Annotated in this window: 12 protein-coding genes and 1 pseudogene; 5 read left to right on the top strand and 8 right to left on the bottom strand. The window is 61.3% G+C overall.

Features of this window, described 5'->3' with window-relative positions:
- Positions 1 to 12: 12 nt before the first annotated feature.
- A complete protein-coding gene (locus ACMVPR_RS04930) occupies positions 13 to 552 on the bottom strand; it encodes a hypothetical protein (RefSeq protein WP_416881956.1) in 540 nt (179 codons plus the stop codon).
- Positions 553 to 756: 204 nt separating this feature from the next.
- On the opposite strand from ACMVPR_RS04930, the gene ACMVPR_RS04925 reads away from it, so the two are divergent.
- Positions 757 to 2,556 carry a glycosyltransferase gene (locus tag ACMVPR_RS04925; RefSeq protein WP_416881955.1) on the top strand — a complete coding sequence of 600 codons (1,800 nt, stop codon included), beginning with the start codon at positions 757 to 759 and terminating at the stop codon, positions 2,554 to 2,556.
- Between the two features lie 6 nt (positions 2,557 to 2,562).
- Here the strand turns inward: ACMVPR_RS04925 and ACMVPR_RS04920 are convergent, their stop codons facing one another.
- From ACMVPR_RS04920 to ACMVPR_RS04910, 3 genes are read right to left on the bottom strand one after another with little or no spacing between them, the layout of a single operon-like run.
- The gene (locus ACMVPR_RS04920; RefSeq protein ID WP_416881954.1) at positions 2,563 to 3,228 is read right to left on the bottom strand and encodes an alpha/beta hydrolase; all 666 of its coding nucleotides are present in this window, start codon (positions 3,226 to 3,228) and stop codon (positions 2,563 to 2,565) included.
- Complete coding sequence (locus tag ACMVPR_RS04915) at positions 3,225 to 3,854, bottom strand: DNA-3-methyladenine glycosylase family protein (RefSeq protein ID WP_416881953.1); 630 nt, start codon at positions 3,852 to 3,854, stop codon at positions 3,225 to 3,227. Before ACMVPR_RS04915 ends, ACMVPR_RS04920 begins: the two co-directional genes overlap by 4 nt.
- Positions 3,839 to 4,579: a precorrin-6A/cobalt-precorrin-6A reductase gene (locus ACMVPR_RS04910; RefSeq protein ID WP_416881952.1), complete on the bottom strand. Its 741-nt coding sequence runs from the start codon at positions 4,577 to 4,579 to the stop codon at positions 3,839 to 3,841. The genes ACMVPR_RS04915 and ACMVPR_RS04910 overlap by 16 nt, the downstream gene beginning before the upstream one ends.
- An 89-nt stretch (positions 4,580 to 4,668) precedes the next feature.
- Here ACMVPR_RS04910 and ACMVPR_RS04905 point away from each other — a divergent pair, with 89 nt between their 5' ends.
- Together ACMVPR_RS04905 and ACMVPR_RS04900 are read left to right on the top strand one after the other, a co-directional pair.
- The gene (locus tag ACMVPR_RS04905) at positions 4,669 to 5,907 is read left to right on the top strand and encodes an MFS transporter (RefSeq protein ID WP_416881951.1); all 1,239 of its coding nucleotides are present in this window, start codon (positions 4,669 to 4,671) and stop codon (positions 5,905 to 5,907) included.
- 78 nt (positions 5,908 to 5,985) lie between these two features.
- Positions 5,986 to 6,228, top strand: a complete 243-nt coding sequence (locus tag ACMVPR_RS04900; protein ID WP_416881950.1) for a hypothetical protein — start codon at positions 5,986 to 5,988, stop codon at positions 6,226 to 6,228.
- Between the two features lies 1 nt (position 6,229).
- Here the strand turns inward: ACMVPR_RS04900 and ACMVPR_RS04895 are convergent, their stop codons facing one another.
- The 3 genes and pseudogenes from ACMVPR_RS04895 to cysS all read right to left on the bottom strand — a co-directional run bounded on the left by ACMVPR_RS04895 (position 6,230) and on the right by cysS (position 10,195).
- Entirely contained in the window at positions 6,230 to 7,006 is a 777-nt protein-coding gene (locus ACMVPR_RS04895; protein ID WP_416881949.1) for a squalene/phytoene synthase family protein, read from the bottom strand.
- A pseudogene (cimA, locus tag ACMVPR_RS04890) lies at positions 7,003 to 8,622 on the bottom strand (citramalate synthase). Before cimA ends, ACMVPR_RS04895 begins: the two are co-directional and overlap by 4 nt.
- A gap of 169 nt (positions 8,623 to 8,791) precedes the next feature.
- A complete protein-coding gene (cysS, locus tag ACMVPR_RS04885; protein WP_416881948.1) occupies positions 8,792 to 10,195 on the bottom strand; it encodes a cysteine--tRNA ligase in 1,404 nt (467 codons plus the stop codon).
- A 311-nt stretch (positions 10,196 to 10,506) separates the two neighbouring features.
- Between cysS and ACMVPR_RS04880 the strand changes: the two genes are divergently transcribed.
- Together ACMVPR_RS04880 and ACMVPR_RS04875 are read left to right on the top strand one after the other, a co-directional pair.
- Positions 10,507 to 11,688: a pyridoxal phosphate-dependent aminotransferase gene (locus ACMVPR_RS04880; protein ID WP_416881947.1), complete on the top strand. Its 1,182-nt coding sequence runs from the start codon at positions 10,507 to 10,509 to the stop codon at positions 11,686 to 11,688.
- The gene (locus ACMVPR_RS04875; protein ID WP_416881946.1) at positions 11,688 to 12,026 is read left to right on the top strand and encodes a TfoX/Sxy family DNA transformation protein; all 339 of its coding nucleotides are present in this window, start codon (positions 11,688 to 11,690) and stop codon (positions 12,024 to 12,026) included. Before ACMVPR_RS04880 ends, ACMVPR_RS04875 begins: the two co-directional genes overlap by 1 nt.
- Before the next feature lie 47 nt (positions 12,027 to 12,073).
- Here the strand turns inward: ACMVPR_RS04875 and ndk are convergent, their stop codons facing one another.
- Positions 12,074 to 12,496, bottom strand: coding sequence for a nucleoside-diphosphate kinase (gene ndk / locus ACMVPR_RS04870; protein WP_292264116.1), 423 nt, complete (start codon positions 12,494 to 12,496; stop codon positions 12,074 to 12,076).
- Between the last annotated feature and the right edge of the window lie 2 nt (positions 12,497 to 12,498).

Below are 12,498 nucleotides of genomic sequence, written 5' to 3'. Positions count from 1 at the left end.
GCGGCGCCTTTCCTAGTCATCCATGAAGCACTTGTAGCTGCCCCACTGGCCGAGCGCGGTCATGCCAGCGGTATAGATGTCCACGATCTCGGAGTTTTGGTCGAAGACAAAGCGAATAGCGCCAAGCGTGCCTGCGAGGCAAAACGGCTTATCTGCCGCGCCTTCCATAAACTGTTTCCAGGTGGCGTCCACGATGGCCGAATTGCCACTGTTGCCGTTGTTCACAATCGTGAAATAGTGGTCACTGCCTCCAGCCGGTTTGACCATTATGGTCTTCGCGTTTTCTCCCTGAGCCGCGAGGTACTGCGTGACCTCGTCGGCTGCTACGAAGCAAAGGCCACGCAGGTCGGAATTGTCGAAATTCATCCTTGCGTAATCACTGCCCTGTCCTCGGCCCAAAGCCTGATCCAATCGGCTTTTTGCGCAACGCACCAGACCAAGACCGACCTGATCCGTGATTTTGGTTGATGGGACAGCGGGCGGACGCGCGACAGCCGGCTGAAAACCACGCCACACCTTGTATTGTGTCGATGTGGCAAGCGTGCTGGGCATAAAGGACCTCCGATGCATAGAGCCGGTGATGACTTGCCCAAGCAGTAAGAAAAGAAGCATTCGGCAACGTCTTGGCAGGTTGAAGTTTACCTTACGTTAACCATCCAATAACTGCCGGTCGAGTCCGGAAAGTCGAGCGTAGGCGTTGCCTCTTTTGGTTGATTGAACAACAGTGGCTGCACGTAAGATGTCTGGCGACCAAATGTGAACACCTCTGGCGACACACATATCATCTGTATCCTGCCCAAGCTCGGAGCCAGCGTGGGCGGTGGAAAGATCAACGCCGTTTTCACGCGAATGAATCTGCTCGCGGATCGGGAAGCGACGCAGGTCACGCTCTTGAACCTGCAACATGGGTGCAATCAGGCCATCGCGTTCGCCGAGTTGGTCCGCGCAGGGATCGTGGACGCAAGGATCGCACACCGGTCGATCTACGAACTCTGCGCGCCGAAAGGTGTCGAACCACCAGCACCTCCGACCCTGCCCAACTGGGACGATGCCAAGACATCGAACGGCACGAAAGACCGCACCGTCTATCTGCGCGATGGCGTCCCTGTCATGCGGGACAGCGTAGAGCACACAACTGCCGGAGTGATGATCACCCGGCATCTGCTGGACACTCCCGGCCGCGACCTGCGCCTGAAATACATTGACGACCGCTTGATCGAAAGCCGCGAAGCGTTTGGCGACGGATGTGTCGACAAGGTGGTTTTTGTCGATGGGCATCCACAATGCCGCACCCGGCGCGAGAACGGGGCCTTGGTCGAGATCGAGGATTATGCGTTGGGACGGGTTTTCAAGGATGAGGTCGCGCACCAGAGGATGCTTGCACTGCGGCATTTCCCGGAAGACGCCATCGTGTTTATCGACGGCATTACCTCGGCCTACCTGTCGCGCCCGATCCCGGCCCGCAAGGTTCTGTTCCTTCACGCCGACCACCGCAGCAGTTCGGGAAAGGTCGTGCCCCGGTCACGCGGGCTGATCGAGGCATTCGACGGCGATGCGATCATCACGGCGACACGGGTTCACAAGGAACGGCTGGAGGCCGAGGTTGCCCACAAAGCGCCCATTCGCGTGATCCCGCACTACACGGATGTTGTCGAAGTACCGAACACGACACGCAAGGACATCTGCACCGTGTCCCGCCTCGAACTGACCGGCAAACCAATTCATCAGTGCATAGAGGCTTTCGTGCGGGTGATGCATCTGATCCCCGGCACAAATTATCTGATCTATGGGTCAGGTCAGGGCGCGGCGCGGCTGCAGCAGTTGATTGATCACCACGAGTGCGGCGACCGGGTGATCCTGATGGGACACACGGCCAATGCCGCCGACGTGTTCAGCCGAAGCCTCTTTTCCCTTGCACCGACAATAACCGAAGGTTTCGGACTCGCGCTGCTGGAAGCCCTGACCTGCAACTGTCCCGTCATCACTTACGACGTGGATTACGGGCCACGGGAGTTGATCAATCCGGGTGAAAACGGCGAACTGCTGCAACCCGGAGACATCGACGCCATCGCAGCGGCCATTCTGAAGGTCCACGGCGACCGCGAGCGCTACGCAGCAGGCTGCGCCGCCTCGGTCGAGCCGTATTCCTTTGACCGCTACAAGGATCGCTACCACCGGCTGATCGACGATCTCGTGGCGAACCGGTTCTATTTCGACCTGTCCGCACGCGATCTCAAGGCAGAGGCGCTGCGCGCGCTTGAAAAAGCGCCCGCGCAACATCGGGACAGGTTGCTGGACCTCTACATCAACCAATGCCATCTGAGCCGGGATCTGGGTGGCATGTATGACGGGTTCCAGCAAAAGATCGCCCTGCACCCGAGGGACCAACGCCCCATTGTGCGCTGCATCTGGCTGAGCCGCCGGTTGGGCCGTTTGACGGAATGCCGCGCCCATCTCGCGTTGTTTGCACAGCGCTTTCCGGGCTCGCACGCGGATTTCGTGGCGCGCTACCCCGATTTCCTGGAACTGGCGGACGCGGTGGACGGTCTGGCCTGAGCCATCTCAGAGGTTGCACTTGTCCCGCATGAAGGCGAGCGCCACCGACAGCCCATCGGGTGCGATGCCATGGGCGGTGCCCTTCATGATATGGGCATAGACCTCTTCCCAACCGGCGTTCTGCAAGGCTTCGGCCGCTTCCGGCAAGGATTGCGGCGGCACCACGTCGTCCTGATCGCCATGGATCAGCAACACCGGCGGGCGGCTGACCACCTCGTCGGCCAAGAGATCGGGCGCCAGCAACCGTCCCGAAAAAGCGACCACACCTGCCACCGCGTCTTCGCGGCGGGGCGCGACATGCAGGGACATCATGGTGCCCTGGCTGAAGCCGAACAGCACCACCTGTTCCGGCATCAGATCCTCGTCCACCATCAGCGCATCGAGAAACGCGTTCAGGTCATCAACCGCGCGCGCCATGCCCGCCATCGATTCTTCCTCAGAAGAGCCATCAATCCACGGGATCGGGAACCACTGAAATCCGAACGGCGCCCCGGCGCAGGCTTCGGGCGCATCGGGCGCCACAAACAGCGTGTCCGGAAGGTGTTCGCCCAACGGATCGGCCAGCCCCAACAGATCGGCCCCATTGGCCCCGTAACCATGCAGAAACACCACCGCAGAGCGGGTTTCACCGGATAGCGGTTCCTTGCGTTCGGCGTTCAACACCCGTGTCATGCGATCCCCTCTCGGTCTTTTGCCACATGGTAGTAGGCCCAGAGCGCCCGCGCCGCAACCGATCTCCATGGGCTCCATGCCTCGGCCATCTGGCGCAGCGGCTTTTCCTTGGGCCGCTCGGGCAGATCGAACAAAACGCGGGCACTTTCCTGAAGCGCGAGGTCACCGGGCGCAAACACGTCCGCCCGTCCGAGTGAGAACATCGCGTAAATTTCAGCAGTCCAGACGCCGATCCCGGTGACGGCGGTCAATACTTTGATGACCTCGTCATTCGGGGCCTGTCGCAAGGCGTCAAAGTCGATCCCCGCTTCGGCCAGCGCACAGGCATAGCGCGCCTTCTGTCGGCTCAGGCCCAGCTCACGCAAACCGTCCTGATCATACTGCAACACCGCCTCGGGCGTGACCGCCCCCGCCTCCTCCAGCTTGGCCCAGATCGCACGGGCAGACGCGACGCTGACCTGTTGGCTGACAATGGCGCTCAGGAGTTGGCCAAACCCGTCCGGCCTGCGGCGCAGGGGCAAAGGACCAGTCAACTCCAGCGCAACCGCAAAGCGCGGCTCAGCCTTGGCCAGCCAGTCTGCACCTTCTGCCACGCAGGCCTCTGTTTCGATCAGGCGTCCAACCACAGCCGTGTCTCCAACCAGTTCATGGCCTCAGCGACCGACGGAACCACTGGCCCCGCAGCCCCCCGAGGCCGAGCCACCATGTAGACCGGCACACCAAGTGCCCGCGCCGCCGCGATCTTGGGCCAGCCCCCCGGCCCTCCTGCATTGCGGGTCAGCACGGCGTCGATCCGAAACCTGCGCATCAGTGCAATTTCCTGAGCCAAGGTAAAAGGCGCGCTTCCGTGCAGGTAGCGGCCATAAGGCAAGGGAAACGCGTCGTGGTGGTCGGTCAATTGACGGACATAGAGGTACGCATGACGTAGCGCGCGCAGGTCAGGCAATGCCTGTCGGCCAAGGGTCACAAGAACCCGCGATCCCGCTGGAATACGACTTGCGGCGTCGCGTGCCGACCTCAGAATGATCCACTGGTCGCGCGATGTCGGTCGCCATTCGGGCCGGGCCAATGTCAGGCTATGCACACCTGTCTGCGCCGCAACCCGTGCTCCAAGTTGCAAAGACGCAACGTCGCAGGGGTGCGGGGCAAGAACCAGGGCATCGGCTATTCGGGAAAATTCTGTCAGCACCGCATGATCCGACGCACCCTGCCCGGTCACACGATCCTGCGCAGGCAGCCACATGCGCGCCCTTTCACCCAAGCGCATCGCTAGATCGCGCGCTTCGGCCGATCCGCCAAGGATCACCACTTGCCCGTGATGGGCGGAATTGGAGCCGTCAAATTCCCTCATCCGCCAACGATTACAAAACCGCTGGGCAAAGCGCCACGGTTGCACGCACACACTTGCAGGAAATTGAATTTGGACCTACGGCTGCTGTCATGAGCACAGTTGACCACGCCTCCCCCGACACCACCACAGAAAACCGCCGCGCGAAGCGCAACGTGTTTGTTCTGGTCCTGGCGCAAGCCATACTCGGCGCGCAGATGCCTATTCTGTTCACTGTGGGCGGTCTCGCGGGGCAATCTCTGGCGTCGAACATCTGTTTCGCCACTTTGCCGATTTCGCTCATCGTTCTGGGCTCGATGACGACTGCCACGCCGATTTCCGCTTTCATGCAGAAATATGGCCGCCGCGCCGGGTTTGCCGTGGGCGCGCTGGGCGGTGCTTTGGGCGGTGCCATCGGGGCATACGGGCTTTATATCGCGTCTTTCCCGGTGTTCCTCTTGGGCAGTTTCCTGACCGGTATCTATATGTCCGCGCAGGGGTTCTACCGCTTTGCTGCTGCCGACACCGCCACCGATGAGTTCCGCCCCAAGGCGATTTCCTACGTGATGGCCGGTGGTCTGGCCGCTGCAATCATTGGGCCGCAATTGGTGAAGGCGACAGCGGATTGGTACGTGGTCCCGTTCCTCGGCACCTATTTCGCGGTGATCGTGCTGAACGTGATCGGGTCGACACTGTTCCTGTTCCTCGACATTCCCAAGCCGAAAGCCCCCCATGCCGACGATCCCAAGGGGCGCACGCGGCTTGAGCTGCTCAAGACCCCGCGCATCGCCGTCGCAATCATCTGCGCAATGGTCACCTATGCGCTGATGAACCTTGTCATGACCTCGACCCCTTTGGCCGTGGTCGGGTGCGGCTACACCGCAAACAATGCCGCCGACATCGTATCGGCGCACGTTCTGGCGATGTTCATTCCGTCGTTCTTCACCGGACATCTGATCGTGCGTTTCGGCGTGGAAAAGATCGTCGCCACGGGGTTGGTCATCCTTGCCGCTGCGGGGGCTGTCGCGTTGCACGGCGTCGAGATCGAGAATTTCTACATCGCTCTGATCCTGCTGGGCTTTGGCTGGAACTTCGGCTTCATCGGCGCGACCGCGATGCTGACTGCAGCCCACGCGCCGCAAGAGCGGGGCCGTGTGCAGGGTATGAACGACGTTCTGGTGTTCGGCGGTGTGACGATGGCCTCACTCGCGTCAGGTGGATTGCTGAACTGTTCGGGAGGCACCCCGGTCGAAGGCTGGAGCGCCGTGAACATGGCGATGGCGCCGTTCCTGATGCTCGCGGGTGGGTCGCTGATCTGGCTGATGTTCCAATCCAAAGAGCGGACGGTCTAAGCATCCCGTCGGGCTTAAGATGTTCTTCAGAATTTAGGGTCAGAATGCCCGGCACCTCCCACCAGAACGGTGCCTGCCATGCTTCGATCTTTGATCCTCGCCCTGCCCCTGCTCGCCGCGTGCCAGCACTACGACAAGGCCGCGCATTTCGCTGCCGGCGCGGCGGTGTCCCATATCGTGACGCAGGAAACCGGAAATCCGACGGCGGGCTGCATGGCCGCTATCGGAATTGGCGTTCTCAAGGAACTGGTCGACGATGTGGCGGACCCTGCTGATATTCTGGCCACCGGACTGGGATGCAGCCTGACCTTGGCGTTCTGACCTACCAGCGCCCGGTTGCCGCGCACCACACCAAGCGCAGCTTCTTGTACGCTTCAGCCATGCCAAGCGTACCGTTCGCCACCCGGCGGGGATCGGATTTGGCTTGTTTGAGGAGTGGCCCTGCCTGCCATGCGGCCAAGGTGATCGGCCGAGCCTCTGCTTTTATGCTACCGCGGGCTTTCCGGGATTTTACCAAACGGTCAAATCCTTGCTGGGCAAGGTCGCGCACCGCGTCCGGTCGCCCATCCACCAAGGGCCTGCGCCCCTGCCGTTCCAGTTCGGGCACCGCCCGCAGGAATTGCGCGAGGCCACTGGCATAGCCAAGGTCGGTCAGCGTGTCGGGCATGGTCCCACTCAGCGCTTGCGAGGCTGCGCGCAGAAGGGAGGCTGCGGTATCTTCGATATATTTTGAAAATGCCGCCTGATCTTCAAACGGATCGCGATAAACATCCCAAAGCCGCACCTGCACCACTTTCTGCAATTCCCGCGCGGCAGGTTCATCCAAAACATGTGCCAACGAGGTCACTACCTCGTGGCGCCGCACCAGACCACCGCTGGCAATCTCTTCCAGCGCATCCGTCCACCATTGCAGGCGCATCTCGGCAATGATCGCCTCTTTCGTCACCCAAGGGGCGCGGGACACCTCGACATTGAAAGCATATATGGGAAACAACACCTTACGGACCGCAACTGGTGCAGCCATCGTCGCAGCGAACCGATCCGGATCGCCTTTTTCGACCAGTTTCGCGCAGGCGATCAGATCGGCGTCAAAGCTCATACCGGGCGTACATCCCGCACCAGTTTCCAGCGCACGGCATCCAAGAGTGCCTCGAAGGACGCGTCGATGATATTGGCGCTGACGCCGACGGTGGACCAGCGCCGCCCCTGCCCGTCTTCGCTGTCGATGATGACGCGGGTCACGGCCTCGGTGCCGCCCTGAGTGATGCGTACTTTAAAATCCACAAGGCGCATGTCGTCGATCATTGCCTGATACGGGCCAAGGTCTTTGGCGAGCGCTTTGGACAGCGCGTTCACCGGACCTCGGTCATTTCCCAACTCGTCCATGGATTCGCTGACCGAAAGCTTCTTTTCGTCGCCCACCTTCACGACAACCACCGCTTCGGAATGCGAGATCATCTTGTTGTACTTGTTCTTCCGCCGTTCCACCGTCACGCGGTAGCGTTTGACCTCGAAGAACTCGGGCAGCAGGCCCAACTCATCCCGCGCCAGAAGCTCGAAACTCGCCTGTGCGGTGTCGTAGGAATAGCCTTCCGCCTCGCGCATCTTGATCCGGTCGAGGATGCGGGCCATGGCCGGGTCCTTGTCCGGCACCTCGATCCCGGCTTCCGCGAGGCGGCGGCGCAGGTTCGACTGACCCGCCTGATTGGACATCGGGATCACCCGTCGATTGCCCACCAAGCCTGGGTCAATATGTTCGTAGGTCGTCGGGTTCTTGAGGATCGCACTGGCATGCAGCCCCGCCTTGTGGGCAAAAGCGGACGAGCCGACATAGGCCGACTGCTTGAGCGGCACCCGGTTGAGGATTTCGTCCAGCATCCGGCTGATCCGGGTCATCCCTTCGAGTGCCTCAAGCGTCACACCGGTCTCGAAGGTGCTGGCGTAAGGTTCCTTGAGCAGCAGCGTCGGGATCAGCGATGTGAGGTTGGCATTGCCGCAGCGTTCGCCAAGACCGTTCAGCGTGCCCTAAATCTGCCGCGCGCCTGCGTCTACTGCGGCAAGCGTGGTGGCGACCGCCATTTCTGTATCGTTGTGGGTGTGGATGCCGACATGAGAGCCGGGGATGCCGGAGGCGATGACGGCTTCGGTGATCCGGCCCACTTCGCTGGGCAGCGCGCCGCCATTGGTGTCACAGAGCACGATCCATCGCGCGCCTGCGCCATATGCGGCGTGCAGGCAGGTCAGAGCGTAATCGGGATTGGCCTTGTAGCCGTCGAAGAAGTGCTCCGCGTCGAACAGCGCCTCGCGTTTCTGGGACACGATATGCGCAATAGAGGCACGGATGTTTTCGACGTTTTCCTCCAGCGTGATGCCAAGGGCGGCAGTGACGTGGAAATCGTGGGTTTTGCCGACCAGACAAACCGACTTGGTGCCCGCGTTCATGACCGCTGCCAGTACGTCGTCATTCTCGGCTGATCGGCCCGCGCGTTTTGTCATGCCGAAGGCGGTGACGGTCGCTTTGGTGTGGCCAACCTCTTCGAAGAAGGCAGAGTCCGTGGGGTTCGCGCCCGGCCAGCCGCCTTCGATATAGTCAATGCCAAGCGCGTCAAGCGCCTCGACAATGCGGTGTTTCTCGGGGGTCGAGAACTGCACGCCCTGCGTCTGCTGCCCGTCGCGGAGCGTGGTGTCGTAGAGGGTCAGGCGGGTTTTGGTCATGGGTTGGCCTTTGTGCAGAGGGCCGCGCCCGACCCTGAAGCCTTGTCTTTATGGTCGATGCAACGCGCTAAGGGCAGTCCCAGACCGCGGGCGGGGGAGAAGCCCCCGCCCATGGGGGCGGTCGGGGGCTGCCCGGCGTGCCGCCGGGCGCAGGGGGTCGAGTTATGACTCATTCAAGAATACCCCATTCGCCAACTCGGGCCGCAGATGAATTGAGCATCCATTTAGTGCCTTCCGGCGTATCCGAAATCATTACGCCAATGTCTGCGAGCCTATCCCGGATGAAGTCGGCTCTTTCGAAATCCCTGCGTTTTTTGGCTTCTGTCCTCTCATTGATCCAATACTCCGCCTTTTCGATAAATTGATCTGTGGGAGTGTCAGCTTCGTCAAACCACCAGTCGGCAAGCTCATCTGTCAATAGTCCGACCATCTGTGCCCCGGCCAACAACGCAGCAGCGTCGACGCCCCCTGCCAACTTGTGCAACACCGAAATCACACCAGCCGTGTTGAGATCATCGGACAGCGCCTCAACAACCTCCAACGGCACCTCAGCCGGTTCAACGCCGTCCGTCAGCGCCCGCCACTTGCGCAACGTTGCCTCGGCCTCCTCTCGCTTCTTCTCCGTCCAATCCATCGGCTTGCGGTAATGCGTCGACAGGAACACGAACCGGATCACCTCGCCCGGAACGCCTTGATCCAGCAAATCCCGCACGGTGAAGAAATTGCCCAGCGACTTGGACATCTTCTTGCCCTCGACCTGCAGCATCTCGTTGTGCAGCCAATAGCGCGCAAAGCCGTGGCCTGCGCACTTCGACTGCGCAATCTCGTTTTCGTGGTGCGGGAACATCAGGTCGTTGCCGCCGCCATGGATGTCGAACGTGTCGCCCAGCAACTCGTGCGCCATGGCAGAGCATTCGATGTGCCAGCCGGGGCGGCCCCGGCCCCATGGGCTGTCCCAGCCGGGCAGATCATCGGTGGATGGTTTCCAGAGCACGAAATCCATCGGGTTGCGCTTGTAGGGGGCCACTTCAACCCGCGCTCCGGCGATCATGTCATCGACGGAACGGCCCGACAGTTTGCCGTAGCCTTCGGGCCAGCTATCGACCGCAAAGAGCGCATGACCTTCGGCGGCATAGGCGTGCCCCTTGGCGATCAGGTCTTCGATAAAAGCGATCATCTGGTCGATATATTGGGTCGCGCGGGGTTCATGATCCGGGCGCAATGCGCCAAGCGCATCCATGTCGGCGTGATACCAACTGATCGTCTCGTCCGAGCGTTCGCGGATCAGCTCTTCGAGCGTTCCATTGGCCCCGGCCTCACGGCGCTTTTGCGCCGTCTCGTTGATCCGGTCGTCCACGTCGGTGAAGTTGCGCACATAGGTGACGTGATCCGCGCCATAGGTGTGGCGAAGCAGACGATAGAGCACGTCGAACACAATCACCGGGCGCGCGTTGCCCAGATGCGCGCGGTCATAAACGGTGGGCCCGCAGACATACATCCGCACGTTTTGCGGATCGAGAGGGGTGAATTCCTCTTTCTTGCGGGTGGCGGTGTTGGTCAGCCAGATGGTCATGGATTGCTCCTCGCGGGCCGGGTTCGCGGCGGGAGTAGCAACTTCACTTCGATATGGGAATAGAAGACCGGCCCGCCAGATGGATTAGCGGATAATGCAGCAAATGGTGGTTGCGATATTGGTCATGTCGCGCAGTTAGACCCGTCCGGGCTGTCCGGTCAAGGGATTTGCGGGCAAGCCGTTTCGAAACGGCTTTGTGACGCGGTTTTCAAACCGCGTGGCCAACATCCTTCGAAGGATGTTGGCGCTTCGATCTGGACTTTGGGCCTTAGGCTCTGGCAGGAGTTGAGGAACATCAGTCGGAGACCACCATGCCAGCCTTGTCACACCGCATCACCACCCTGAATGGCGATGGATCAGACGGCTGGGACGTATTCTACCGCGCCCGGGCGATGATTGCCGAAGGTGTCCCGGTGACCGAACTGACCATCGGAGAGCATGACATCCGCACCGACCCATCAATTCTGAAGGCCATGTACGAGAGCGCAGCGGGCGGCCACACCGGTTATGCAATTGTTCCGGGAATCAGTGCGTTACGAGATGAAGTTGCTGCACGCGTTCAAGCGCAGTCCGGCGTACGAACCCGACGCGAAAACGTTCTGATCACACCCGGCGGACAGGCCGGGCTGTTCGCGGCGCATATGGCGGTCTGCATGCCGGGCGATGTGGCGCTGTTCGTCGATCCCTATTACGCGACCTATCCCGGCGTGCTGCGCTCGGTCGGGGCGGTGCCACGCACAGTGCCGACGCGGTCCTCGCAAGGGTTCCTTCCGCAGCGCGATGTGCTTGAGGCGGCAAGCGAAGGGGCTGCGTCATTGCTGATCAACACGCCGAACAACCCGACCGGGGCGGTCTATCCGCGCGACACGCTGGAAGGGATTGCCGAGGTGGTGACCAAACGGGACATGTGGCTGATCTCGGACGAGGTTTATGACACACAGGTCTGGGAGGGCACGCATCTAAGTCCCCGCGCCCTGCCCGGCATGGCCGAGCGCACGCTGGTGATCGGTTCCATGTCGAAGAGCCACGCCATGACGGGCAGCCGGATCGGCTGGATCGTCGGGCCGGAAGACGCGATCACCTGTCTGGTCGATCTGGCGACCAACACGACCTATGGCGTGCCCGGCTACATTCAGGACGCGGCGCTGTTCGGCTTGCGGGCGGGCGCGTCGCTGGAAGCGCATGTTGCCGAGCCGTTCCGCAGGCGGCGAGCCATTGCAGAGCGGGTTCTGGCCGGGCAACAGGCGGTGCGTATGATCCCCGCGCAGGGCGCGATGTACGTGATGCTGGATGTGCGCGCGACGGGGATGAGTGGCGAGGAGTTCGCCTTTGCGCTGCTTGAGACGCATCACATCGCGGTCATGCCAGGAGAAAGCTTTGGCCAATCGGCAGCGGGTCATATCCGCGTGGCGATGACGCTCGAGGACAGCCGGTTCGAAGCGGCGCTACGCACGCTTTGTGAGTTTGCGGCTGGTCTGGCGAAGGCTGCGTGATGGCAGAGCCGGTCTCGTCGATCCGCAACCTTGGCCCGGCGATGGATGCCGCTTGCGCGCAGGCAGGGATCACATCGGCAGAACAGTTGCGAGAGATGGGCGCGGATGAGGCCTACCGGCGGTTGCTGCTGTCGGGCACGCGGCCGCACTTTATCGGCTACTATGTGCTGGTGATGGGGCTGCACGGTCGACCGTGGAATGACTGCAAGGGGGACGAAAAGAAAGCCCTGCGGGTCAGATTCGATGCGATCAAGGCCGAGGTCGCGGAACGCGCGGATGCAGTGCCTTCGGGGATAGAGCGGTTTCTGGACGAAATTGGCGTCGTTGCCAAAAAGTAAGCCGGGCAAAAGCCCGGCCCGCCTGTAGTTCGGTCTGAAACGGTGGCTTAGCCGACCAGTTCGAGACCCGAGAAGAAGAAGGCGATTTCTTCTGCTGCGGTTTCCGGTGCGTCGGAGCCGTGGACCGAGTTTTCACCAACGGATTCGGCAAATTCGGCGCGGATGGTGCCGGGCGCTGCGTCGGCCGGGTTGGTCGCACCCATGACTTCGCGGTTCTTGGCGATGGCGCCTTCGCCTTCGAGCACCTGAACGACCACCGGAGCCGACGCCATGAATTCGCACAGCTCGTCATAGAAGGGGCGCGCAGCGTGAACGGCATAGAACTGGCCAGCCTGTGCCTTGGTCAGATGAATGCGCTTCTGTGCGATGATGCGCAGGCCGGCTTCTTCGAACTTGGCGTTGATCTTGCCAGTCAGGTTGCGGCGGGTTGCGTCGGGTTTGATGATCGAGAATGTGCGTTCGAGGGCCATGA

This window comes from Marivita sp., from assembly GCF_048006345.1.
Lineage (GTDB): Bacteria > Pseudomonadota > Alphaproteobacteria > Rhodobacterales > Rhodobacteraceae > Marivita.
Note: the sequence above shows the minus strand (reverse complement) of the source record. Positions and strands in the feature narration are given on the sequence as shown.

Excerpts from the sequence above, each read along its gene's own strand:
- ACMVPR_RS04930 (WP_416881956.1), bottom strand. The coding sequence starts at position 552 with ATGCCCAGCACGCTTGCCACATCGACACAATACAAGGTGTGGCGTGGT.
- ACMVPR_RS04920 (WP_416881954.1), bottom strand. The coding sequence starts at position 3,228 with ATGACACGGGTGTTGAACGCCGAACGCAAGGAACCGCTATCCGGTGAA.
- ACMVPR_RS04910 (WP_416881952.1), bottom strand. The coding sequence starts at position 4,579 with ATGAGGGAATTTGACGGCTCCAATTCCGCCCATCACGGGCAAGTGGTG.
- ACMVPR_RS04905 (WP_416881951.1), top strand. The coding sequence starts at position 4,669 with ATGAGCACAGTTGACCACGCCTCCCCCGACACCACCACAGAAAACCGC.
- ACMVPR_RS04900 (WP_416881950.1), top strand. The coding sequence starts at position 5,986 with ATGCTTCGATCTTTGATCCTCGCCCTGCCCCTGCTCGCCGCGTGCCAG.
- ACMVPR_RS04895 (WP_416881949.1), bottom strand. The coding sequence starts at position 7,006 with ATGAGCTTTGACGCCGATCTGATCGCCTGCGCGAAACTGGTCGAAAAA.
- cysS (WP_416881948.1), bottom strand. The coding sequence starts at position 10,195 with ATGACCATCTGGCTGACCAACACCGCCACCCGCAAGAAAGAGGAATTC.
- ACMVPR_RS04880 (WP_416881947.1), top strand. The coding sequence starts at position 10,507 with ATGCCAGCCTTGTCACACCGCATCACCACCCTGAATGGCGATGGATCA.
- ACMVPR_RS04875 (WP_416881946.1), top strand. The coding sequence starts at position 11,688 with ATGGCAGAGCCGGTCTCGTCGATCCGCAACCTTGGCCCGGCGATGGAT.
- ndk (WP_292264116.1), bottom strand. The coding sequence starts at position 12,496 with ATGGCCCTCGAACGCACATTCTCGATCATCAAACCCGACGCAACCCGC.